Source organism: Archangium violaceum (assembly GCF_016859125.1).
Lineage (GTDB): Bacteria > Myxococcota > Myxococcia > Myxococcales > Myxococcaceae > Archangium > Archangium violaceum_A.
This window is the reverse complement of record NZ_CP069338.1, coordinates 2,884,169-2,907,859: the sequence shown is the minus strand read 5'-3', so window position 1 is coordinate 2,907,859 and position 23,691 is coordinate 2,884,169. Positions and strand designations below refer to the sequence as shown.

The 23,691-nt window shown below is 70.1% G+C and carries 11 protein-coding genes and 1 pseudogene; 6 read left to right on the top strand and 6 right to left on the bottom strand.

The window, feature by feature from the left end; all coding sequences use genetic code 11:
• Nucleotides 1-6: 6 nt before the first annotated feature.
• A complete protein-coding gene (locus tag JQX13_RS12430) occupies nucleotides 7-1,389 on the bottom strand; it encodes a Tox-REase-5 domain-containing protein (RefSeq protein ID WP_203409217.1) in 1,383 nt (460 codons plus the stop codon).
• A gap of 90 nt (nucleotides 1,390-1,479) precedes the next feature.
• On the opposite strand from JQX13_RS12430, the gene JQX13_RS12425 reads away from it, so the two are divergent.
• The 3 genes from JQX13_RS12425 (at nucleotide 1,480) to JQX13_RS12415 (ending at nucleotide 3,902) form a co-directional block, all read left to right on the top strand.
• Complete coding sequence (locus JQX13_RS12425; protein ID WP_203409216.1) at nucleotides 1,480-2,163, top strand: hypothetical protein; 684 nt, start codon at nucleotides 1,480-1,482, stop codon at nucleotides 2,161-2,163.
• Nucleotides 2,164-2,212: 49 nt separating this feature from the next.
• A complete protein-coding gene (locus JQX13_RS12420) occupies nucleotides 2,213-3,316 on the top strand; it encodes an AAA family ATPase (RefSeq protein ID WP_203409215.1) in 1,104 nt (367 codons plus the stop codon).
• Nucleotides 3,317-3,524: 208 nt separating this feature from the next.
• Entirely contained in the window at nucleotides 3,525-3,902 is a 378-nt protein-coding gene (locus JQX13_RS12415) for a hypothetical protein (RefSeq protein ID WP_203409214.1), read from the top strand.
• 15 nt (nucleotides 3,903-3,917) lie between these two features.
• On the opposite strand, the gene JQX13_RS12410 is transcribed toward JQX13_RS12415, so the two are convergent.
• From JQX13_RS12410 to JQX13_RS55350, 5 genes are all read right to left on the bottom strand, one after another.
• Nucleotides 3,918-5,765 carry an SWIM zinc finger family protein gene (locus JQX13_RS12410; protein ID WP_203409213.1) on the bottom strand — a complete coding sequence of 616 codons (1,848 nt, stop codon included), beginning with the start codon at nucleotides 5,763-5,765 and terminating at the stop codon, nucleotides 3,918-3,920.
• On the bottom strand, nucleotides 5,762-12,235 hold the full coding sequence (locus tag JQX13_RS12405) for a HEAT repeat domain-containing protein (protein WP_203409212.1): 6,474 nt from the start codon (nucleotides 12,233-12,235) through the stop codon (nucleotides 5,762-5,764). The genes JQX13_RS12410 and JQX13_RS12405 overlap by 4 nt, the downstream gene beginning before the upstream one ends.
• Before the next feature lie 821 nt (nucleotides 12,236-13,056).
• A complete protein-coding gene (locus JQX13_RS12400) occupies nucleotides 13,057-13,809 on the bottom strand; it encodes a hypothetical protein (RefSeq protein WP_239014717.1) in 753 nt (250 codons plus the stop codon).
• A 29-nt stretch (nucleotides 13,810-13,838) separates the two neighbouring features.
• Nucleotides 13,839-16,562 (bottom strand): hypothetical protein, encoded by a 2,724-nt coding sequence (locus JQX13_RS12395; protein WP_203409211.1) that lies wholly within the window; start codon nucleotides 16,560-16,562, stop codon nucleotides 13,839-13,841.
• A gap of 772 nt (nucleotides 16,563-17,334) precedes the next feature.
• Nucleotides 17,335-17,463 carry a hypothetical protein gene (locus JQX13_RS55350; protein ID WP_275424993.1) on the bottom strand — a complete coding sequence of 43 codons (129 nt, stop codon included), beginning with the start codon at nucleotides 17,461-17,463 and terminating at the stop codon, nucleotides 17,335-17,337.
• A 901-nt stretch (nucleotides 17,464-18,364) separates the two neighbouring features.
• Between JQX13_RS55350 and JQX13_RS12390 the strand changes: the two are divergent.
• The 3 genes and pseudogenes from JQX13_RS12390 (at nucleotide 18,365) to JQX13_RS12380 (ending at nucleotide 23,381) form a co-directional block, all read left to right on the top strand.
• A pseudogene (locus JQX13_RS12390) lies at nucleotides 18,365-19,691 on the top strand (hypothetical protein).
• A gap of 475 nt (nucleotides 19,692-20,166) precedes the next feature.
• On the top strand, nucleotides 20,167-22,044 hold the full coding sequence (locus JQX13_RS12385) for a hypothetical protein (protein ID WP_239014716.1): 1,878 nt from the start codon (nucleotides 20,167-20,169) through the stop codon (nucleotides 22,042-22,044).
• Nucleotides 22,041-23,381: a hypothetical protein gene (locus tag JQX13_RS12380; RefSeq protein WP_203409209.1), complete on the top strand. Its 1,341-nt coding sequence runs from the start codon at nucleotides 22,041-22,043 to the stop codon at nucleotides 23,379-23,381. Before JQX13_RS12385 ends, JQX13_RS12380 begins: the two co-directional genes overlap by 4 nt.
• Nucleotides 23,382-23,691 lie beyond the last annotated feature (310 nt).

Sequence of the window (23,691 nt, the reverse complement as noted above, 5' to 3'; positions counted from 1 at the left end):
GAGTCCTCACCGTGCATGGGTATGGATGACCTTGATGCTGCCGGAGTTCTGTTGCTTGAGCAGCTCGCGCATGAAGTCCGCTACCTCGCGCTCGGCGAAATGCCATTGGATGGGAGTCCCACGGGCTGCTTTGACCTGGCGCTCGGCCTGTTCGAGCATTTCCTCGACGCCCTCGAACCACTGCTTGCCCTGCATTTTCTCGAGGAGCTTCTTGTAACCAGGGCCCTTGACCTCGATGAGCACGCCGTCCTTGAAGCCGTCGAAGTGCACGTAGTCCTTGGGTCCGGGGCCTGTGCGGACGCGGTAGACCCAGCCCTCCGGGGCACCCGTCATCTCGGACTGGAATCGCTTGGCCTCATCGCTCATGTGCTCCGTCTTCTGAATCCACTGGCCGGGCCCTTCGGGAGGCGGAGGCCAGGACTTGCTGCCCCCGGTCACCTCGCTGCCCTGCGCCATGAGGACGATGGAGATAGGCGTAGCTCCGGTCCCGACCACCGCCGTCACGGCTCCGGCGGGTACGGCCACCTCGTGCACCGCCAGTGTGCCCCTTGCCGAGAGGGCGAGCACCGGCAGCCGCGTGGCGGAGGCCAGTCGCAGTCCCACCGTAGTCGCACCTCCCTGGAGCGTCAGCACGTGGGTGGCCAGCCGTGCCGCCTCGCGAATCTGGTCCTCCAGGTTCATCGCCCCGTAGCGGGCGAAGTACTCGGGCGAGCTGGCGATGAGACCCGACACCGCTGTGGGCAGGTGGGCCAGACCTTCCAGGGTGCGAGCCGGCTCGGTGAGGAGGGCCGCCAGTCCCCGTGCCATCTCCTCCAGTGCGGCCTCCGCACCCAGCAGTGCAGCGGTGGCGGGGTCTCTTCCCGCGCCCCGTTCGCCCACGGGTGGTGACTCCTGCTTGTGCAGGGCCTCGTCCACGATGAAGTAGACGCCACCCCCGTCGAAGTGGAATGCGCCCACGCGCATACGCTGCACGTACAGCTCCCCCTGCTGAAGGGTGGGCTGTCCCAGCCAGGAGATGGGCGTGCCGGTGAGCGCCACGGCGCAGTAGCCATCCGGCCGGGCCACCACCAGACGGCGGAAGCGCTCGGTGCGGGCGAGCAACTCGGCGTAGGGCAGGGTTCTGCCAGTGGCGGAGGACTCGTGTAGCAGGCGCGCCAGGGTGGTGCGGGGGGCGAAGGTTCTCAGGTTGGCGGGGCCGTCCACGAGTCCCCGCCAGAGGGCCTGGGCCTTCTCCGGGGTGAGGGGCTGGCCTGGTGGCAGGTAGACGGACTGCGGCAGTCCGCTGTGCCGCAAGAGCAACTGGAAATCATCCGCCTCAGCGGCGAGGGCACCGGAGGCCAGCAGCAGCAGCACGGCGGCCAGGTGCGCGGCGGATGTCAGCGGTCTCATGGCTTCATGCTGACAGGTGGCGCGTGCAACAGCCACACGGACTGGTCGAGCGGTGACGCGCATGGGGGGATGAATATAGAAGGCGCCCCCATGGGTGAATGGGGACAGGCGACGTTCTTCCGGACCAACGACCTCGATGCTCTCGAGCGAGCCATCCGCGACCTCTGCTCGGAGGAAGGCCTCGTGGCGGCGCCCTACGTGCGGCGCGAACGCGAGACATGGGACAGGATGCAATATGGAACGGGGGCGACTTCCGATCGGTGGGCTCTTGCGCTCGGGGCCAGCCGAGGCGGCTGGTCCGTCGTCAAAACCGCGCCTCTCGACCTGCTGGCGAAGCCGGGGCCGTCGGGCGAGCATCGGCTCGGCATCATCGCGCGCGCTTTGCGGTGCGACGCCCTGCACGTGTCGCTCCAGGACGGCACGGCGATGGTGATGGCGCAGCGGGAGGAGCACCCGGGGGACTTCCAGCACTGGGCACGAGAGGTGAGCCGAGCCCCGCGCACAGTGGATGACCGCTACTCGAGGTATGACCTACCGATGCTCTGGGCCGGGCCGCATGCGGTCGTGGTCGCCGACGCGAGCGCTGGCACCAGTTGGCGCACGGACGAGGGGGAGACGCTGGCCGTGCTCGACCGGCGCACGAAGCAGCGGCGCCCCCTCTTCGACGCGGCGGGTCTCGAGCCGCTTGCTTTCTCCGCGAGCGGCTCGCGGTGCCTCGCGAGAGCCGGTACGCGGAGGCTCTTCGTCGGGAGCATCGGCTACGAGCGAGCGTGAGCGCTTCTGGTCGGGTCCTACCAGAAGCACTATGGTGGAACGACACACGATGATTACGCGCCTCTTCGTCGACAACTACCGCTGCTTCGAACGGGCCACGCTCGAACCGGGCGCGCTCACGTTGCTCCTGGGCCCGAATGGTGCAGGCAAGAGCGCGGTGTTCGAAGTCCTGTTCAAGCTCCGGCAGCTCGTCGTTGACGGTAGCCCCGCGGCGTCGCTGTTCCCGGATTCGACGCGAACCCGTTGGCTCGACAAGAGCATCCAGACGTTCGAACTCGAGCTGCGAGGACCGGATGGAGCCTATACGTACCGACTGGCCATCCGTCACGAGCGAGGTCAGGACAGCTTCATCGAGCGTGAGGAGATCCTCCGCGAGAACCAGGTGCGCTATTCGTTTTCTGGAGAAGAGGTGAAGGTCTGGCCCTGGACTGGTGGTGTTGCCTTCACCTTTCCGGCAGGGTCCAAGGTGTCGCCGCTGTCGAACCTGCCGAGCAAGTACCGGTCGGAGGGGTTGACCTGGGTGACGGACAGGTTGGCGCGTATCTGGGTCTTCCGACCGGTGCCGCAGACCCTGGATGCCGTGGCTCGGGAAGGCAAGGGAGGCTTCCTGGAACGAGACCTGTCCAACTTCGCTTCCTGGCTTCTGGCCATGCAGGACGCTCGTGCGGCGTTCTCACGCAACCTCAAGCGAAGCCTGCGCATCGTGCTCGAAGGGTTCCGGGATTACGAATTCGAGCAGCAGGGGCGTGGCAGTCATCTGCTCCAGTTCTCGTTTGCCTCACCGCGACGGCGTGGGCGCGTCGTTTTCGCCTTCAACGAGCTCTCCGAGGGGCAGCGCGCGCTGGTCGTGCTCTACGCGTTGCTGCACGCGGTTTCCGGTGAGGCGAGCACGCTCTGCATCGACGAGCCGGAGAGCTTCCTCTCGCCGCGAGAGATACAACCCTGGCTCAATCGCCTCATGGACGAGACGGAGGCGGGTGGCCAGGCGCTGCTCATCTCCCACAACCCCGGGTTGATCGACTTCCTCGCGCCCACGCAGGGTCTTCTTCTCGAGCGCGAGGGCGGTGGGCCAGCACGGGTACGCACGGTCCCTGGCGATGGCGCGGGGTTGCCCGTGTCCGAATTGCTCGCGCGAGGGTGGGTCGATGAGTAGCCGACGCGTTCGTGTGGTGGTCCTCTGTGAAGGTGTGGCTGACTACCGGTTCGCTTATCGGTGCCTCCGGCAGTGTGGATGGAGAGAGGACCAGATCACCGCGAACATCTCCAGGAGTGGAAGGGGCTCGGCATACGACCACGTGCTTGGCGCCTATCCGGCGGAGGTTCATGCCAACCGCAAGGGCGGGGGACAACGAGATCTTCTCGTGGTCATTGATGCGGATACCCAGCCAGAAGGAGGAAGGGAGCGGCAGCTCGCCGAGCGCTTGCGAGTCGCGGGTGAGCCGGCGCGAGGAAGAAAGGAGCGGATCTCCCTCTGGGTACCCCGGCGCCAGATGGAGACCTGGGTTCACTTCCTGAAGCACGGGAAGGCGGACGAGCAGACCGACTACAAGAGGCTCCATGCGGTTCGGGACGAGGATCGCCAGCCCGCAGCGCAGAAGTTCGCGCGGATGCTGGCAACGCGGCAACCGCTGCCTCATGGGGTGGTGCGCTCGATGCGGAAGGCCGTGGACGAGTTCGAACGAATCCGGGCCGCACCGGTTGGGTGGAGTCCGGTGCGGCGTAAGCGCAAGGGGCGTTGAGCAGGCTCCTGGCGGTTACACCGTCCCGCCCACCGAGTCGATGAAGCCTTCGGCCGCCAGCGACTCCAGGCGTGTGAAGTAGGCCGTGCGCGCCTCCGAGTCCGTGTCGAACCACAGCCGCTGGTGGCGCTGCTCGCCCAGGCGCGGGCCCCACTCGACCGACACCAGCTTGCCGTCCAGTGACACCCGGTACACCTGCTCCTGGCCGGACTCGTCGCGCCGCACGTACGAGCGCGTCTCCGCGCGGATGAGCGCCCGGCCCTTCGGCGTCTGCCGCAGTGCCTCCTCTTGTGCCCTCTGCCTCGCATACGCCAACCGCAGGGCGATCATGTGCTCGCACGGACCCTCGCGCAGCCCCGAGCGCCGGTAGGGCGGGCAGCCACAGCTCGCCTCGCGCACCCGGCCTTCCAGGTCCAGGAGGAAGCTCGGGAAGAAGCTGCGCACCGCCTCGCGGTCCACCACCTCGCCGTGGAGCTTCGTGCCCACGCCCACCACGTCGTGCACCTTGGTGAGCTTCACCTCTCCCGCTCCCGGGCCGCCGTCGCCCAGCAGCCGGTGTGCCCGCTCCTCGCGCTCGTTGCCGTAGCGGATGACGGCCTCGTCCACGGGCGTGGCGAGCAGCTCGCGCGGCCGGTACGTCCCCCGGGCGATGTCATAGAGGACGCGCCCGCGCAGGCACTCGAGCTGTAGCGCCGCTCGCACCGCTTCCTTCGGCGCGTCCGTGCCCGAGGCGAGCTCCTCGAAGGTCCGAGGGCCCTCCGTGCGCAGCCGGTTGCGCAGCTTCTCCGCGAGCCCGTCCGGCACCGCGCGCGGCATGAGCGCATCGAAGGCCGCGGCGCTGGACCAGCCGCTCTCCGTCCACCCGGTGAGCGCCAGTGTCAGCGTGGCGGGACCGAGATCAATCACCCAGAACACCGGCAGCCCGGGCCCGAGCATCTGCACGCGCACGCCCTGGGCGTGGGGCAGCAGTCGCGCGAGGGCCGCGAGCCGCTGCCGCCCGAAGGTGCGCACCACCGCGGGCGTGCTGCCCTGGTACTTCGGCCCGTGGCACTCCAGCACCAGTTCCCACGGCTCCAGCACGAGCCTCGGCTGTGCGCCGGGGACGAGCTCGAAGCGCAGCGCGCGCGGTGCCTTCTTCGCCTTCCGGGTGCGCAGCGCGAAGAGCAGGTTGTACAGGTCGATCGGCGCGAGCGTGCAGGTGCTCGCGGGCAGGGTGGCGGCGGACTGCACCTGGAGGAAGCCGCGCAGCCAGGCGTGGGGCACCTCCACATTGCGCGGGGCTCGGGCCTGCTCGGTGCTTCGCGCGGGCAGGGCCACGTGGGCCTCCAGCGACACCGGCACGTAGGTGCGCAGCCGGTCCACCTTGGCCAGCAGGTCCGCCGGCACGTCCAGGAAGGTGGAGCCGTGCGCGGCCTCGCGGCCCTCGAAGAGCGAGTTGTCGAAGGACAGGCGCGCATAGGCGCTCTCGTCGCGGGAGAACACCTCCAGCGACACCTGGTCCGGGTCCACGGTGAGCAGCGGATCCAACACCGCGTCCGCCTGCTTGTCGCCCTCCAGGGACTGCTCCAGGAAGGCCTTCTGGGCCTCCCAGATTTGAGCGGTGGCGCGCTTGCCCTGCTTCATCAGGTACGCGAGGTACGCGGTGCGGTCCTTGCCCCGGTAGCGCAGGTCCGAGGCGAGGATGCCCAGCGTGGCGGCGAGCGCGTCGCGGAAGAGGGCGGGCTCGCGGACCCGGCCGCGCACGCCCACGGTGCCACGAGAGCCCTCCAGGGCGAGCAGGACGCGCGAGGCGTCGGCGATGGCGTCCACGTCACTCGTGGTGGCGTAACGCAGCTCGACGGCGTGGTGGGTGGCGGTGCTCACGACGGGCTCCCTTCGTTCTTCCGGGCGCGCTCGGCGGCGCGGAGTGCTCGTTTGTGGGCGCGGTAGGCGGCCTTCCGCAGCTCCACGGATTGCGACTTGTCGAAGGCCTGGCCGCGCAGCAGTTCCGCCGCGTCGGTCCCTCCCAGGCGGCCCAGCGCGGCCCACGTATCCTGCCGCACCTGCTCGTCCTTGTGGGTGGCCAGCGGGCGCAGCGGCTCCAGCTCCTTGCCGGCCAGCACGGAGGGCAGGGCCATGCGGCGGGCCTCGGAGGTGGCGAGCTGCTTCGGGCCGCGCACCGTCGCACCCGCGGGGCCCGTGGCCACCGGATCGAACGGCTGCACCGCGAGCGCCCACTCGGCGGCTCGCTCCGGGGCGATGCTGGCCAGGGCGGTGGTGGCGGCCTCGCGCACCTCGGCGTCCGGGTCCGTGAGCGCTGCACGCAGGGCCTCGGGGGCCGTGTTCAGCCGGCCCAGCGCTCGGGCCGCTTCGAGGCGCACCCCGGCGGGGGCCTTGGTCTCACCGCCCTGGAGGATCTCCTTCGCGGCCCTGGCCAGCTCCGTCACGCCCAGGCGAGAGCCCGCCCACAGCAGCCGCTCCCAGGCCTTGGCGAGGGGCTCGCGCTTGGGGGCGGGCGTGGAGGCCCACTCGGAGGCGGTGCGGCGCTCGGCGGTGGTGATGGAGCGGCCCAGCGAAGCGCGCTCCTCCGTGGACCAGGCGCGGGTCGTGTCCTGCTCACCGGTGCGCGCGCCCACCAGCCACGCGGCTTCCTCGCGCGCGGAGGGCTTCTCGTGGCCGAGCAGCATCGCGAGCGCTCCAGCGGGCAGTGACGCGCGCCGAACAAGTCCCCGGCGCAGCCGCTGCCGCAGCTCTTCCTTGTCCAGCGTGGCCAGGCGCGGCAGGAGCTGCATCGGGTCCGCCTCGGTGGCCAGGTAGCTGGCGGCGGGCTCGGAGATGTCCTCCTGATCGCTGGCCACGGCGAGGAACTCCACCCGGATGCGCTCCTTGGGGAAGAGCGCGTCGAGTGCCTTGCGCGCCTCCTTGCGCAGGTCGTCATCCCAGTCGTTCAGCACCGAGGCCAGCGCGCCCTCGGCCGCGGTGTCTCCCAACCTGCCCAGCTCCTGGGCCGCGGTGGTGCGCACCTCGTTGTCGGTGTCGTCGTCGCGCAGGAGCGTCTCCAGGCGCGAGCGCGCCCGCTCGCCGCCGATGAAGCGCAGTCCCCGGACGCCGGCCTTCTGAAGCGCGCTGTCCCGGGCCTCCAGTGCGGTGAGCTCCACCTTCTCCTCGACGCGGCGGCGGTCCTCGCCCTCGGGTAGCTTCGGGGCGAGCCGGCCCAGTCCCTCGAGGGCCGCGGCCACCATGCTCGTCTCCACCGGAGCCTCGGGCGTGCCACCGGCCGCCACCTGCTCCAGCTCGGACAGGGCGCGCGCATCACCCAGCGTGCCCAGGGCCAGCAGTGCTCGCTCGCGCTCGCCCTCCTCGCCCGCGCGCACGTACAGCAGCAGCGGGCGCAGGGCGCTCGTGCGACCCCGGGAGGCCACGCCCTCGGCGGCGGGCAGCATCAGCTCGCGTGCCCCTCCGAGCAGCACCTCCTCCAGTGGCTCCACCTTCGCGCCCTTGTTCATCACCCGCGAGGCGTAGCGCGCCACCGACTCCATGCGCACCGTCACGTCCCGGTCCGCGAAGAGGCCGGTGAGCAGCTCGTCCTGGCCCACGTCGTCGCCCTGCTCCAACTCGGTGGCGGCGGCCTTGCGCACCATCGGGTCCGCGCTGCGCACGGCCGAACGGAGGAAGCGCATCGCCAGGGCCATGTCGCGCTTGCGCTCGCCCTTCTCGTCCTTCTCGGGCGGGGTGGCCACGTCCATGGCCGCGCTCACGCAGGCGTGGCGCACCAGGGGCGTCTCATCGTCGAGCTGCCGCGCCAGGGCGTCCACGGCCTCGGGGCGACGGGTGCGTCCCAGCGCCTTCACGAGGGCGAGACGCTCGGTCGCGTCCGTCGCGACACGCAGCCGGGCGGCGAGCGCCCCCACGGCGACGGCCGAGCCGAGCCGGGCCAGCGCTTCCTGTGCTCGCTTCACCGCGGCGGCGTTCTCCGAGCGCAGGAAGGCGGCGAGCACTTCCACTGCCCGGTCATCCTGACGCCATGCCAGCAGCTCGGCGGCGCGCAGGCGCAGGTCCTCGTGCTCGCTGCCCGCGGCGCGGCCGAGGGCCTCGGTGACGCGCGAGTCATTGGCACCGGCGAGGCGCTCGATGACGCCCACGCGCAGGTCCGCGTGCTCGCTGCCGAGTGCGGCCAGCAGGGGCTCCAGGCTGCCCGGAGGGCTGAGGCGCTCGAGCAGCTCGAAGGCGTACTTGCGCACGTCGGCCAGGGGCGAGTTGAGCGCGGCGGAGATGCGGCCCTTCGCGGACTCCCCGCGGGTGGCGAGCTCATCCAGCGCGGCGCGCGCCACGTCCGGAGAGAGCGAGGCCAGGGCGAGCGCCAGCGGCTCGTCGGAGTCGGCGGGGTACAGCTCCTTGAGTCCGGAGAGGGCCGCCTTGCGCACCAGTTGGTGCGGATCCTCCAGGGCTCGCAGCAGGGCGGCCACGGCGGCGGGCGTGCCGGCATGGCCCTCCTGGGTGAGCTTCACCACGCGGTCCACGGCGTCGCGGCGCACGCGGTGGCCCTCGTCATCCCCCGAGGACACCTGTCGCAAGAGGCCCACGTAGGCGCCGAAGGCGAGCCGCCGCAGGTGCTGCTTCTCGGCGGAGACGAGCGCCTCGGGCGAGGGCTCGGCGGTGGCGGCCTTTCCGGTGCCGGTGGAGAAGAGGCGGCGCAGCCAGTTGCGCGCGGGCTTCTCCTCCTCCACTGGCCGGGCCTGGGTCACGGGCGACGTCTCGGGCTTCCAGGGGGCCTCGAGCGAGCGCGGGCGGGCCACCTTCGCGGCCTCGCGGAAGTAGTCGAGCGGCTTGTGGCGCAGTTGCAGCACCTGGGCCGCCGCGTAGCGCTGCTCGGGCACGTCGCTGGCGAGCGCCTCGGCGAGCCCCACCATGTTCCGGGCGCGCTCGTTCTCGGCGGGCCAGTCCTTCATGTCGCCGGCCTTCTCGGGGCGGGGCGGCTGCAGCACCTCCACGAGGTGGGCGTGGTACGCCTCCGTCTCGGTGCGCAGCTCCAGCGCACGGGCCGCGGCGTAGCGCACCTCGGGGCGAGCGCTGGAGAGGGCGCTGGTGAGCAGATCGGGCGGCTCGCCCCGGCGCGAGGCGCGGAGGTCGCGAGCGAGGATGATGGCGAAGACGGCCTCCTGTACCTCGCGGGCCTTGTCCTCCAGGCCGTGCAGGAGGCCACTGTCCCCGTCCGGGCCGAGCGCGGCGAAGGAGAGGATGGCGCCGATGCGGATGGGCTGGTGCTCGTGGCGCAGGTTTCCGGTGAGGACGGGCAGGGCGCGCGTGTCGCCGAGGCGCGACAGGCCATCCGCGGCCCACGAGCGCACGGCGACGTCCGAGTGTCCGAGCGCATCCAGCAGGTAGCCCTCGTCGCCCCGGCGGCTGGCGGTGGCGAGGCCCCGGGCGGCCTGCTCGCGCACCTCGCTGGCCTCGTCCTTGAGCAGGGTGGTGGCGAAGAAGGAGAGCAGCCGGCGCGAGCCGAGCGTGGCCAGGGCCGTGGCCGCGCGGTGACGCAGCGGCGCGAGGAAGGCCGGCGGGTGGATGCGCTGCAACTCCTTGTCGGTGAGGAGGTTGCGCATCGGCTCGATGATGTCCTCGGCGCCGCGGGCGGCGAGCAGCTCGGCCGCGCGCACCTTGAGGGGCAGCTCACCCGAGCCGAGGCCCGCGAGCAGGGGGCCGTTCTCGTTCTTGATGAGCTTGTCGAGCGCCTCGATGGCGGCGAGGTAGACCTGGGGCTCCTCGGCCAGCAGCAGCTTGAGGAGCGGCGAGCGCACCGCCTCGGCGGGGGCCTGGGTGGCGTTCTTCGCGGCCAGGGCGCGCAGCGGTGCATGCGCGGTGTCCATGGCGGCGAGGTGCGGCTCCGCCTGCTCCTTGCCCGCGTGCTTCACCCACGCCTCGTAGGCGGCCTGGGCCACGCCGGCGTCGCGGTCGCCCACGGTCTTCTTCAGCCGCTCCAGCGCCCAGTCCTCCTTGAGACGGGCGGCGAGCTCGTCCACGGCGCGGCGGCGCAGATCCGGGAAGCGGCCGGAGAGCGCGCGGTCCAGCGCCTCCTGGGGGTTCTTCTCGTTCCACGCCCAGAGGGTGCGGAAGGCCTCGTCACGCACCTTGGCGGACTCGTCCTCGAGCGCGTCGCCGAGCAGGTGCACGGCGGCCTCGGAGCGCTTGCCCGGGAGCTTCACGAGCCGGTCGAGGCCCCGGACGCGCACGTCCTCGAAGGCCGAGCGCAGGGCGGCCTCGGCGCTGGAGAGGGGCGCCTCGGTGTCGAGCGTCACCACCGCGTCGAGGGCGGTGGCGCGCACGTCGGCGTTCTCGTCGTCCAGCATCCACACGAGGCGTTCGCGGGCGCGGGAGTCCTGGAGGGCGCGGAGAGCGTCGGCGGCCTGGCGGCGGATGGCGGCGTCGGGCTCGCGGGAGAGCTGCAGCAGCGCGCCGAGCGCCCGGGCATCCCCGAGCTGCGCGAGGCCCCGAGCGCCCCGCACGGCGGTGTCCGGAGTGCGGCAGGCCATGGCGGCGAGCAGCGGCTCCAGGCTGGCCTCGGAGAGGGGCTCACCGGCCTTGCCGAGGGAGGGCATGGCCTCACGGGCGGCGCGGGCCTCGCCATCGGTGGGACGGGGGCGGCGGGAGAGCCGCCGTGCGACGTCGAGGGCGGCGCGGGCGAAGTCCTCGTCCTTCTCCTCCAGCACGTGGGCGAGCGGACGGCGCTCCAGCACGCGCACGGTGAAGGCCACGCGGCGCACCTCGGCATCCGCGTCATCGAGCGCGCGGGCCACGAGGGGCTGCAACCGCGGCGAGCCCAGCCAGCCGGCACCCGTGGCGCGGATGAGCACCTCGGTGCGCAGGTGCGCGGGGCCGCGCTCGAAGGCCGTCTTCAGTGGCTCGGTGCTGTCCTGGGGGAACACCTGCGTCAGCGCGTCCAGCGCGGTGAGGCCCACGCTGGTATCCGCGTCCGTCAGCTTGCTGGCGATGAGGCCTGGCACCAGCGGCGAGACCTTCGCGAGCGAGGCCAACTGGCGCAGACCGGCGATGCGCGTGTCCGGGTAGCGCGAGTCCAGCGCGGCGCGTGGCGCGGCGAGCGGAGACTCCTTCTCCAGCGCGGTCAGGGACGCCAGCGCGGCGGCGCGCACCAGCACGTTCTCGTCGTCCAGCCGCTCGCGCAGCTTCGCGCGGGCACCGGTGCGGCCGAGCCGGCCCAGCTCCTCGGCGGCCAGCTTGCGCACCTCGTACTCGCGATCCGTGGAGAGCACGGAGAGGACGAAGTCGAGCGCCTCGGGCTCCTCGAGCGCGGCGGCCTCGCGCACGGCGGCCTCGCGCTTGGGACGGTTGCCCCGGCGGGACTCCTCCAGCAGGTTGAAGCCGTGGGCATACGTGGCGATATCGGTGGCGGGCTTGCCCTCGGTGTCGAGCTCGAAGCGGCGCACCGTGCGATCCTCGCCGCCCGCGTAGAGGGAGCCGAGCTGCGCCTTGGCCATCCGCGCGTTCACGGGCGGCGCGAAGACGAGCGCGTGCACGGGCTTGCTGCCACAATCGAGCGTGCGCGGCTTGCGGCGCTCGTCCAGGCGCCACGCCTTCACCTTGCCGTCGTCACCGGCGGAGAAGACGCGGTCCGCGGCCTCCTCGCCGCGCTCGGCGGAGGGCGTGGGCGGGAAGAGGAGGGCGAGCACGGCGCCGGCATGGCCGGAGTCCTTGTCTCCACGCACCTCGGACTCGACGGCGCCCACGAGGTACCAGATGCGCAGCTTGCCGTCGTCGCCAGCGGACACGAGGCGCCCGTCGCGCGGGGTGAAGGCGAGCGCCCGTACCGCGCCCTCGTGGCCCGGCATGTCACGGCGGGCTCCAGTGGCGAGCGTGAAGGAGCGCACCACGGAGTCATCTCCGCCGCACGCGGCGTAGGTGCCGGAGGGGTCCACCACGACGGCGCGCAGGGGCTGGGGCGAGGCCTGCCATTCGTGCACGCGCTTGCCCTGCTCGAGCGTCCAGGCGCGCAGGGCTCCATCCGTGCCCACGGTGAAGGCGCGGGTGCCGTCCGAGGTGACGGCGATGGCGGTGCAGGCGCCGCGGTGGGCCTCCTTCAGCTCGCGCTGCACGGCTCCATCGCCGAGCGCGCCGATGCGCACGGTGCCATCCGCGCAGGCGGCGATCCAGCTCTCGCCTGCGAGGGCGAGCCCAAGGACAGCGGCGGGAAGCTCCACGCTCCAGGCCACCTTGTTGGTGGCGGGCTCGAAGGCGGTGAGGCGGCTGTTCACGGAGGCGCGAGCACCCCCGACGAGCAGCAGACGCGCGTTGGCCGCGAGCGCGCGGACCTTCTCGTATTGGCCGATGGCGAGTGAAGCCATACGTCAGATTCCTCCGAGTTCCACGCCGGGGTGCGCCGGTGCCAACCGCTCCACGTCTACTGCCGTCAGCTCGTCGCTCGTACCCATCGAGTGGAGGGGTTTAGCACAGGTGGACAGAGAGACGGCGGGAGCGGAAGGGGCACGCACTGCTTCGAGTCAGGTCTTCACGAGCCTTCTGGATGGCTGGGAGCGGGCTCTGGCGTACCTGGCACGGTGGTCGCGGGTGGTGGCGACGCGGGAGGTGGTTCCGCCGGAGGCGGAGCTTCAGGCGCGGGTGATGGAGTCGGAGTGGGCGCTTCGGCTTCCGGAGTCGAGGGCGGAGTGCCAGGTTGCGGTGCCTGCTCGGGCTGTGCAGGTGTGCTGCTGGGAGGCGCAGGGGAAAAGAAGGAGTCATCCGCGGGTGGGGGTGGGGCCTCGGCCACCACTTCCCCTTGAGGCGTGACCGCGTACACGTACCACCAATCGAGCACGCGGTAGCGTGGGCCGCTGCACCGATCGAAGCGTTCCTCCAGCATCACATAATACAGGCCCGGCGTTGGACCTCTGTAGACGGCGACGTCCAACCCCTGCTCAGGACTGGCGCACCCCCAGAACATGCCTGGATCCATGGCAAGACCCTGTTTCACCATCTCGCGGATGGCAGCTGCCGCGGCGAGTGCAGCTCCCGCTTCCATGAACGGGACGATGTTCTTGCCCGAGTAATCGTCCGGCCACTCGACCGTTCCCTTCCAGGCAGTCCTGGGCACGGCACATCCGGGAAGCACCGTTACGAGCCCTGCGAGCGCATACGCCTTGAGCATTTCTCTCTCCTGGACTGGCGTCTACTCATGCAGCAGCCGCAGAGGTTGATCGCATTGGGGCGGGCGCCCCTCTGTGCCTGGAGTACAGCGGCCGAGGGTGACCCAGCCAGTCTTTGCCGCGCTCCACTGCTGGAGTTCGCCCGTTGGGAAGTAGCGCAGATAGAGACGTGTCCCACCCTGATGCTCCGCGACCAGCGCCGAGGCCATCTCGATGCCTGTGTCTTTGTAGGTAGCCGGAGCCGGGTTGCCTGGAATCAGACGGACTTCCGCCATGGCCACAGAGGGGTCGAACGCATCTGTCGGCCAGACTCTGATGTCTCGCGAGGAGGGAGGCGCACCACACGGATGGTTGTGGATGTATCCCACGACCCATACCTGCGAGGCTGGATGGTCGTCGTCCTTCACCGCGAAGCGAGGGAGGCATGAATTGTGGCTTCCCTGGATGGGCTCTGTCACACGCCAGGAAAGTGAATCGTGGTCGCCAGCGACATAGACCGTCGAGCAATACTCGGTGGACAATCCCACGATGGGGCGCTTCGTCATCGGGTCACAGACCTTGGCTCCAGGACGCTCGAGGAGCGCATCGGCCACGTCCCGGAGCAGGTCGATGGGGATGGAGGTGTCCCCCGTGGGCATTTCGATGGCGGGCACCTCGGACCAGGGGCCTCGGGCGACTCTTTGCTGCTGGGCAGAGGTGTTCAGTGAGGGCGAGGTGGCGCAACCCACCGCCAGCATGAAGCCCACCGTCACGAGAGGCGGGAGCGCGCCGCTCATGGACATGCTCCCTCGGGGTGGACCATACGTCAGAATCCTCCGAGCTCCACGCCGGGGTGCGCCGCGCGCAGCCTCACCAGCGAGGCCAGGCAGCTCTGCCACTCCCCCTTCGCCAACGAGCCGGTGAACTCACCGAGCACGGGGGCGACGACGCGGGCGAAGCTCTCGTCCTCCAGTCCCAAATCCCTCACCAGTTCAATCACGCGGCGCTTGGCCTCGCTGGCCGAGACCCTCCGGGCCACGTTGCCCTCGCGGGCCTCCTTGGTGCGCCCCGGCGGCAGGCCGAAGAGCATGCGGCGCAAGAAGGTGCGCAGGGCCTCCACGTTGGCGAAGCGCTCGGTGGCGCCCACCGGAGACTCCGTGGCCCCCGAGGGCTTCCACCCCTCGGGCAGGTGGAGCGGGCGGTGCTTCTCCCAGAGGAGGCGGATGGCGAAAAGGCCCACCTCTCGGTCGGCGCTCTCCATGAGCCAGGCGAGACGCTCGGGCCCGCCCAGGCGCGCATAGTGGCGGCGGATGAGCTCCACGGCCACCTCGCGGGTGGAGCGCTTGGTGCTCTCGGTGAGGGTGAACACCTTCACGGCATCCAACTCGTCGGGGGTGAGGGTGCGGCGCTTGTCGGCGCTCTCCTCGCCCGCGTCGAGCAGGGCGTCATAGGCGAGGTTGCGCACCTCCTTGGCGTTGGCCTCGGCGAGCTCGTACACGCGGGTGTGCCAGCCCCAGGCGCGCAGCTCCACGCGCGTCACGGCGAGGGCGAAGTGGCGCACGTCGTCGCGGGCATCGAAGAGGGCGGACCAGAGGCGCTCGGGGGTGTACGCGTTGCGCGGCGCCCGGGGCTTGAGCTGGTAGGATCTGGACTCGGGCTGCTCGGGGCCGATGACGGGGTGGTGGCAGCGCAGGTACGTCTGCGCGAAGGCGCGCACGGGCGCGGGCTGCTTCGAGCCGAGCGCCAGCTCGAAGAGGCGCTCCAGGCCCGCGTTGGCATCACCGGACTCGCTGAAGTCCGCGGGCACCACGTTCTCCAGCAGGTAGCGGTGGGCGAACTGGTGCAGGGTCGGGTCCGCGCGCCGGGCGAGCGCCAGCAACCAGGGAATGCCCATGTCGCGCGGGGCGAAGAGCTTGCGGTTGCCGAGCAGCTTCAGCGCCACCTCGCGGTACTTCGCGTTGAAGACGAGCCCCTTCACGCGCTCCACGTCGAGGCCGGGCAGGGCGTCGGCCTCGGTGAGCCAGCCGGAGACGGTGTCGCCGAAGCTCGGGTGGATGGAGCGGTCGAGCAGCCAGTCGGCGCCGATGTCCGCGGGCTTGAAGGCCCCGAGCGACTCGAGGGCCAGCTCCTCCACGTCGCTGCCGTACTCCTCCAGGCGCTCGTCATCGAGCAGGGCCTTCCAGAAGGACACGGGCAGCTCGCCCTTGCCGTATTTGGACTTGAGGTACTTCGCCGCCCACTGGAGCTGCTCCTGCTCGCCGAAGAGCATGTCGAAGAGGAACTTCTGGGTGAGCTCGGCGCGGTCGAAGCTCTGCTCGAGCGCCTTGGCGGCGAACTTCGCGGTCTGCCTGTGGACGAGCAGCCGGCCGAGGAAGTCCGGGCCGAGCTCGCGCGGGTTTCGCTTCTCGAGCACGGCGGCGGCGAAGGCCTTCACGTCGGAGGAGTCGCTCTCGAGCAGCTCGGCGAGGCGCTCGGCGGGGAGGTCCTGCGCGTGGGCGCGGGCGTACTCGATGGCGTAGGCGCGGGCCTTGTTGCTCGGGGACACGAGCAGCGCGAGCACCGCCTCGTGGAGCCCGAGCTCGCGCAGCTTGCCCTGGTGGAACTCGGGCGAGCCCTGGAGGGTGTCGACGAGGAACTCGTGGGCGCTGGCGAGGGGGCGGCGGGCGAGCCTGTCGAGCCAGGCGGGGGTGACGTTGTTGCGCAGGACGTCTGGGAAATCCTTGCGCAGGCCCTGGATGGCGAAGCGGGCGGCGGGATCCGACTGGCAGGTGTCGAGCAGCCGCATGAGGGCATCGGGCGAGCGCTTCCATGCATCGGGGAAGGCGCGCTTCTTCACCATGTCGCTGGGGGGCTCGATGGGGAAGGAGTCGGCGTGGTAGCTGTCCGTCTCGTGGGCCCAGATGTGGTTGGAGACCCAGCACGAGCGCCACGAGGTATCGGGCTCGTAGTGGCGGAGCACCTCGACGGCGAACTGGGGATAGAGCTCGGGGACTGCCTGGCCGAGCTGGCGCAGGTAGCGCCAGGCGCGGCGCTGGAGATAGGTGAGGGTGCCCTTGGAGACGTCGCGGGTGCGGTAGGCGTTGGAGCGCTCGGTGTCGAAGCGCCAGGCGAGGACGCCGAACATCTCGGCGTCGTGGCGCTGCTCGGCGAGCTTGTAGATGCGCTTGAGGCCGCCCCAGAGGCCGAAGCGGAGGTCGGCGCGGCGAGCGAGCTCGAAGAGGGCGGCGCGGGAGGCGCTGGTATTGCGCTCGTAGAGGGAGACGAGCAGGTCGGCGAGGGCGAAGCGCGCGGGGAGCGGGACGTCCTTCTGGGCGAGGTAGCGCTGCCAGGCGTCGCGGGCGCCGGAGTGGCGGGCCTCGGCGCTGTGGCGGGCCTGGGACTGGCGCAGGAGGTTGAGGAGCCCGTCGAAGGTGAGGGCTCCCTGGGGGCGCTTTTCGGGGACCTTGTCGGGTTGGCCGAGGAAGGCCAGGACGGCCTCCGCGAGGTCGGGCGCTTCCGCCCGTGACAACCGCTCCAGGTCTGCTGCCGTCAGCTCGTCGCTCGTGGCCATCGGGCGACGGGTTTAGCACAACCGGACAGTCGAGCGGCGTGGGACCGAGGAGATGGCGCTCTCCTGGAATGGCAGCGAGCTTCGAGCGAAAGGGCGCCGTGGGCAGCCTCATCGAAGCTCCTGGCCAGATCGGCTCCGCCGGGCGGTGCATCTCCAGGAGCGCCGCATCCTCAGGACGACCTATTTGCGCCAGCATGTTGGCCGCCCGGGTGGCGCAGTTGAGAGACGTTGCCGCGAGCAGTCCCCGTGCCACGGTGTGCAACCTGGAGCGTGCTTCGGGTGAGAGCGTTGAGACGACTCGCTCCTGGTTGAGCAGAAGAATGAGCAGACGCTCGCGGTAGTACGCGGCCTCGCTATCGTGGCTCACGGCCGTATCGAGCAGGGTCCCCGCCGTGGAGATGAACGCAGGGAGGGTGGGCACCCATGCCTCTGGCACCTCTTCTTCGAGCACCGTGAGCACTTCCGTCTTGTACTTCACGGGCACCGACGCGTCCTGGGCCCATGCGCGGATTTCCTCTGGTGTCTTCTCCAGGATCAGTCGCAGGCCCTGGTTGCAGTCTGCGCACCAGGATTGTCCGTGCACCTGCTTCCTCAATCCGACCCAGCGCCTGGGTGATTGCTTCTGTTACCGCGCAGGCTTGTTGATGGAGATGTGAGCACGCTTGTTGATGGTCACGCGGCGAGGGTGGAGTCACCGCACTGGGTGATGGAATGGGCCGGGCGGCGAGCCACCGGGAGCTGAGCGAGGGTGGCTCGCCGGGGCAGGAGGCTGCTACGCCAGCGAGGGGCTGTGCTGGCGCTCGAGGACCTCGCGGACGACATCGGAGTCGACGAGCTTGCGCTTGCGACGTGCGGCCTTTTGCAAGCACAGGGAGGCGAGCCGGTCGAGGTCGCGATGCAAGCTTTCCGCGGGCCTCCGGGTCATAGGGGCGGGCGTGGAGCAGGGAGGTGCCCAGGCGGGCGCAGGCGGTGGCCAGGGCCTTGCCCGAGTAGGTGGAGCCGTTGTCGAGGTAGAGGGCGTCGGGGCGCCCAAAGCGGCGCAGGGTGGCAGGCGGAGCGCCAGCGTGCCTGGCGCTGTGCAGCAGTCGTTCTCCCCTGCACTGAGCCCGGCCGCGAACCTTGAACGTACTGCGGCGAGGACACTTCCCTCGCCTCTTGCCGCGTGCTGCCTGAGACCCTACTGTCCTCGAGCTGGCTCCCCCGGTATGGGGGTCCACCGGTCTATGATCTTGTTGGTGTCCTGCCCCGGTTGCCGGGGGTCCACCACTTGAGCGCACCGCAGAAACACCCTCCCCGTTTCCGGGGTTCCTCCGTGCGGCGTGCAAGTTGCAGCACCCTCCCCGTGTGAGCGGGGATCCACCTCTGGGCCTGAATGCGGTAGTGGCTTGGCGGAATTCGCCCCGCGCGAGCGGGGGCCTCGTGCAGCACCAAACGCATCCTCGCGGCCCGCTGGTACTCCCAGTGGGCCGCGGGTGCGTTCAGGGTCCGTGTCTGAACCACCGGCCGCGCAGTCGCTAGGACCCGCAGCATACTCTGCCTCGGAGAGCTCTTCGTCCGGCCTGCGGCATGGAGAGGCGAGCTGCGACCAGCAAGGGGACCTCGAGCGCTTGGTGTGACGTGCGCCCGAGTGATGGGCCCGCCTCGGCATGGAGCCCAGGAAAGATGGAGAAAGCCGACGGAAGCACACTATGAAGTCGGGCCGCCAACTCCGACTTTCAAGGTAGATTTCTCCCGGCTTGTCCTGGTTGTCCTGACTATTCGATGCGTCCTGCTAGAATGGGAGCACTCCGTCAGGGGGCCTGATGATTTCCACACTGCTGGCGCTGCTGCTGCTGTCCCAGGTGGAAGGGCCGACCGCCTCCCCCGCTGGAGCCGCGCCTGCGCTGCTCGCGGCATCCAGGGTGGGAGGGTGGCGCTACCTGACATGCCTGGAGGCCACGGGGCTGGCGCTGCTGCCGAGCGGTAGAGGGGGAGGAGTAGAGGGTTATGCCCAGCTGACGCCCATGCTGGTGGTGGACAGGGGTGAGGCACTCGGCCTCAACCTGGGTGCCCCGGTGCGGCTGCGTCTGGCAGGCGGCGAGCTGGGCGCTGGGCTGGTGCGCCGGGAGGACTGGGACAGCCTCTCGGACTGGGGGCAGTTGGTGCACGCCCTCAAGATCGGCTCGGATACTTCCCCGGTGGGCCTATGGGTGGGTGCCCTGGAGGGCTACAGCCTCCTCTCCGGGCACCTGGTGCGGCGCTACTCCAACCGCGCCAACCCGGACTACCACCCGGCGGGCGCTTCCCTCACCGGCACCCTCGGCCCCCTCTACGTGGAGGCCTTCGCCTCGGACGTACTGGGCGCGCGCCTCATGGGCACAGGTCGAGGTGGACTTGCAGCACCTCTTCACCGGCCCACCGAGGCAAAAGGGCCGCTACACGCTGGGGCTGTCGGCGGTGCATGACTGGGGCAGGGCCGGAGGAGTGTCACCGCCGGTGACGCTAGCCCACCTGGACGGGACGGCTGTGGTGGTGGTGCGCCCAGACTTCGAGCTGCACGTGCTGGGTGGCTGGGGAGACCGCCCGGGTGTGGGCGGCGCCTGGGGGGCGGTGGCCGGTGTGGGGGCAGACGCCCTTTCCCCCACCCTGGACATGAAGCTGCGGCTGGAGGTGCGCAGGCAGCACGGGGGCTTCCGCCAGGGATACTTCGGCTCGGACTACGAGCTGGGGCGCCTGCGCGCGGTGGGCACTCCCGGGCTGCCTCTGGCACAAGCCACCTTCCCCGACGGGTATTCCACCTACGCCGAGGCGATGGTGGCCTGGGACGGGGTGCGGCTGGGTGGGCTGCTGCAACGCCACCTGCACCTCTCTTTGGGCGTGGAGGTGTTTGGCTGGAGCCGGGTGGACGTGGACGGACGCCTTGCGGTGCAGCTGGCCAACCGCGGCGTGGAGGTGGCCCTGAATGGGTTGGCGATCGGCCTCGGCCAGGTGGGGGCACGCCACCTGTACTCCGGCCAGGTGCGCTGGCGCTTCGGCAACACGCTGTACGCGTTGGCCGAGGGCGGCACGCTGCTGTACCCGAAGGCGGCCGGGGCGCTGCACCCAGGTGCGTACGCCGCCTTGGGCCTGGGGGTGGACAATGCGCGCTGAGGCCCTGGCGCACAGGTGGGTGTCGCTGCTGCTGGGAGCCGCGCTGCTCACCACTGGCTGCGTCACGCTGGCGCCGCAATCAGGCGGGAGAATCTCCGAAGGCCCGCGCCCCCTCTCTACGTTGCGAGAGACGGAGGCCAGTACCCTACTCGAGGCTCCCTCCCCTCTCGCTTCCACGGAGACAAACGAGCCGGGGCAACTCTCGTCCGCCGAGCCAGGCGAGCAGGAGCGGCTGCACCGCCGTCGGAGCGCCCGTGGACTGGGCCCGGATGCCGCGCTGGCGAGCACGGGCGAGGCACCACCCCGCGAGTTGGTCAGCGCGGAGACTGCCATCCAGGGTCCACCCTCCTGCGGAGGTGTGGCCGTGCCCCCAGGCTGGCCCGACCTCTCCTCCGATGACAGGGAGGCCCTCCTTGCCCCCTTCCTCACATGCACCTCACCCGCGGAATTCCTCGCGCTGCAGGAGCGCGTGGACATGCCCCGCCTCGTGGAGTCCTTGGATGACTGGCGCGCCGTGCGCCTCGGCGCCCAGGGCACACCGCGCGAGGACGCCGCCCGCCTCCTCAACCGCAAGCGCACCTCCTTCCTCGTGGAGGCCACCGAGGATTATGGAACCGTCAGAACCGAGGTGCTCGCCGTCTTCGTAGTCAACTCGGCCCATGACGACGACCTGAGGGAGATTCTCTTCCTGTTGGCCCAGGACAAGCGGCTGGAGGAGCTGCTCGCACTCCTGCCCGCCTTCCAAGTGGCACTGGAGAAGAGAGGGCTGAAACCCACGGCCCGGCCCGACAGGGACTTTGAATGGAAGGACGTGGGCCGAGGCCTTGCCCGCGCCGGCAGGGACGCGCTCTCCAGCGCCCCGATGAGCGGTGACGGGGCAGCCTTCGCCTTCTCCACCGTACGAGGCCAACTGCCGCCGGAGTACCAGGAGGCCCTCGACGAGGCGGAGAAGAGGTGGGCAGCGCAGCACTTCTCGGCCGGCGACGTGGTGCTGGGCGGCTTCGACCACCTCACCTTTGGCGTGCCGCTGGGTTTCTACGGACTGCTGGCCAGCACGGGCCATGGCGCGCAGTCGCTGGCACAGGGTAAGTACGAGCAGGCCACGCGCGAGCTGGCGCCGGCGGCGCTGCTGGTGGCCCTCTATACGGGCAGCAAGGGCGTGCGCTACCTGTCCGAGGCCCGAGGCGCACCAGGTATGGGGCTGAGCCTCCTCACCGGACTCGAGGCGATGGAACTGCGGCTGCGGGCCCTCAAGGACACGGCGCGGCAATTGGAGGGGCTGCTGGGCGTGGAGGGCCTGCGGGAACTGGCCCGGTACCTACAAGCCAGCCGTGAGGCGGGCCGCTTTGTCGCCGTAGGCGGGGCGGACGCCGCCCTGGCTCTATACGAGGCCCGGGGGGATGTGGCCAAGGCACGGCCGCTGATGTCCAAGGCCAGTCCCGAGGCTGCAGGCCCCTCGCCCGGGAAGAGCGGTGCGGGGACAGGCACCGGGGAGGCGGCCACCGTAGCGGACGAAGCCGCACGCCCCTCTCGCTCCTCCAACGAGGCCCGTGGCGTGGAGCGCCCGGGCAGCCTGGCCTCGCTGGTGGACGACGGGGCCGGCCACACGCGGGAGGTGGTGGAAGCAAAGCTCTCGGCGGTGGAGCTCGAGTCCACGGGTCCGCGCCTTCCCAAGGACGTGGGCGTGCTGGAGAAGCAGCGTCCCTCCCTCGATGTCCCGCCTCCCGAGGCTCGGGGCAACCCACGCTGGCGCGAATACGTCGACTACTACGAGAAGCGCCTGGGAGAGGTGAAGGAGGGCAAGGCCGCCAAGGGCCCCCTGCCGTGGGAGGCCTACGAGCAGATGCGGGCGTGGTTTGCCCGGGGGCTGGCCTTCGAGCGCGTCATGGTGGCACTGCTGGAGGCCGACGCACAGCTGCCCCGCGCGCAGCGCCGCTTCCTCGGGGACTTCGACAAGCCCCGCATTGAAACGAATGTGGGCGTGAGGAAGCCGGGCCCGGGCCTGCGCTTCGCGGATGTGCTCGTCATTGAAACGGGCGAGCTCGCCGGACGGCCCCGTCGCGTGGAGACGTTCAGCTTCAAGAGCCGCGACCTCTCGGCAATGGGGGAAAAGGAGCTCACAGCGCAGATGACTACCGACGCGAGCGAGGCCCTACAGAAATATGGCGAAACGCTGGATATCCGCCGAGGCCCCCTCCAGTCCCTTTTCCCGGGGGGGAGTGAGGTGCAGGTCCCGAGAGTCCGCCTCATCTACGAGGGGGGCGACCTCAAGCCCAAGAATGGAATCCTGTTGGAGAGAGCCGTGAGCGAAACCAAGGAAGCGGTTCCGGGAGTCGAGGTGGTGTTTCAATGAAGCGGCTGAGCGTGCACGATTTGCAGCCGGAGGATCTCCTCTGGCTCACTTTCGACACTGTATTCGACCAGCACGGGGCGCTGGAAGGACAGTTGGAGCCCTTTCTCCAGGCGCTCGAGGAGTACGCCGACGGGTGGATGCCGGACGTCGTCGAGGGTAAGCGGCGACGCAAGTACTCCCACGCCGCCGTCTGGAAGTCCCTGGAAGAGGAGCGCGGCGAAAGAACATCGGGGATCGGACTTTATCGGACGAAGTGGCCCGCGCTGGACATGACGCTACGACTCCGGTTTCCGCCGCTGCCACCCAAACTGGGAATCTTCATCAACGTGAAGCCCCTCTCCTTCTTTGCGGAGGCGGAGCGCTGCCACCACCTCGTGGAAATGGTGCGCGCCTGGGCGTCCCATTATCCCGTCACGCATGCCGTGGCCCACAGCATTGATGACATGGAGTTGGCGGGCTCTCCCAATTTCGGCCGCGACGATGAGACTCGACGCAGAGATGGTTTCGACAAAATCTACGAGGTATTCTGGCTCAACGTCTTCGGCCCCAAGCTGGTGGAAACCGTGGGACGCGAGCGCATGCTGTCCACGCCGGCTCACCGGGTGGAGGAACTCCCCAACGGCTCCATCCTCCTGGTGACGTGGCCCACCGTGGCGGACTTCTCCAGCAAGGAGGCACGGCGCGCACAGGCTCGCGCTCACACCCACCTCCGGCCGGACCTCGACTTCGACACCGTGCTGCGCACCTTGCATGAGCGCAGTGCCATGCTGGCCCCCGTGGAGCCCCGCTTCCACCCGGACCTGGCCCCGCTCCTCTCGCGTGTGGTGGACCGCGCCGCCAGTCACGTGCGCCAGCGCAGGATTGCCGAGCTCAACGCGTGGCAACCACCCGAGCCCGAGGAGTGGCGTCCCGCCGACTCCGCCCTACCTTCGGACGTAGACGACCCGGAGGGCGCTCGCGAGCATTACAGTACCCTCGCCGAACACCTCGTGGCGCTGCTGCACAGCAAGGTGCCCTCCGTCTTCGAGGCGACGCCCGAGTCCCTCACGGACGCCGACTTCTACTTCTGGCGCGAGGAATTCCCGAAGAGCCGCCTGCGCGAAGCCATTGAAGAGCACGCGGTGCCTGCCATTGGCGCGTACCTGGGTGAGGTACTGGTGCGCAACCTGGGCGGCCAATGGATTCCGCGAAAGAAGCTCGACGAGGCACAGGTGCTCGTGGGTAATCGCGTCTGGCTACCCTTTGCCCGGGCACGCCACTACATGCGCTCGCGACAGGCACTGCTGGACTACTCCCTCACTCAGCTCTACCGCGTAGCCGAGCGATACCGGGATTGAACAAGAGCAGACCCGGTGCGGTGCCGTTCGTCCCTGCTCCGCGTCGACTTGCCGGTGCTCTACCCTTTTACGGGAACGTGATGTTCCCCAGGGTGACGGTGCGCTGGCGATCCGCGTGTCGCTGAACATGAAGAAGCGCGGGAAAATGAACCAGCCGGTTTGGGCGCGAGGAGCGGTGGGGCTCGCGCTCCGAGGAGGCCCGCACCGCAGTTGGGTGCGGGCCGGAGCGGAGCCACAGGGTATTGCCGCGCACACTTGTTGATGGAGATTTGGACCGGCTGGTTGATGGGCATCAGCGAGGACGCACGGG

Bases quoted from the DNA above. Each gene is read 5' to 3' on its own strand.
- JQX13_RS12385 (WP_239014716.1), top strand. From the start codon at position 20,167: ATGCCCCGCCTCGTGGAGTCCTTGGATGACTGGCGCGCCGTGCGCCTC.
- JQX13_RS12380 (WP_203409209.1), top strand. From the start codon at position 22,041: ATGAAGCGGCTGAGCGTGCACGATTTGCAGCCGGAGGATCTCCTCTGG.
- JQX13_RS12430 (WP_203409217.1), bottom strand. From the start codon at position 1,389: ATGAGACCGCTGACATCCGCCGCGCACCTGGCCGCCGTGCTGCTGCTG.
- JQX13_RS12400 (WP_239014717.1), bottom strand. From the start codon at position 13,809: ATGAGCGGCGCGCTCCCGCCTCTCGTGACGGTGGGCTTCATGCTGGCG.
- JQX13_RS12425 (WP_203409216.1), top strand. From the start codon at position 1,480: ATGGGTGAATGGGGACAGGCGACGTTCTTCCGGACCAACGACCTCGAT.
- JQX13_RS12405 (WP_203409212.1), bottom strand. From the start codon at position 12,235: ATGGCTTCACTCGCCATCGGCCAATACGAGAAGGTCCGCGCGCTCGCG.
- JQX13_RS12420 (WP_203409215.1), top strand. From the start codon at position 2,213: ATGATTACGCGCCTCTTCGTCGACAACTACCGCTGCTTCGAACGGGCC.
- JQX13_RS12395 (WP_203409211.1), bottom strand. From the start codon at position 16,562: ATGGCCACGAGCGACGAGCTGACGGCAGCAGACCTGGAGCGGTTGTCA.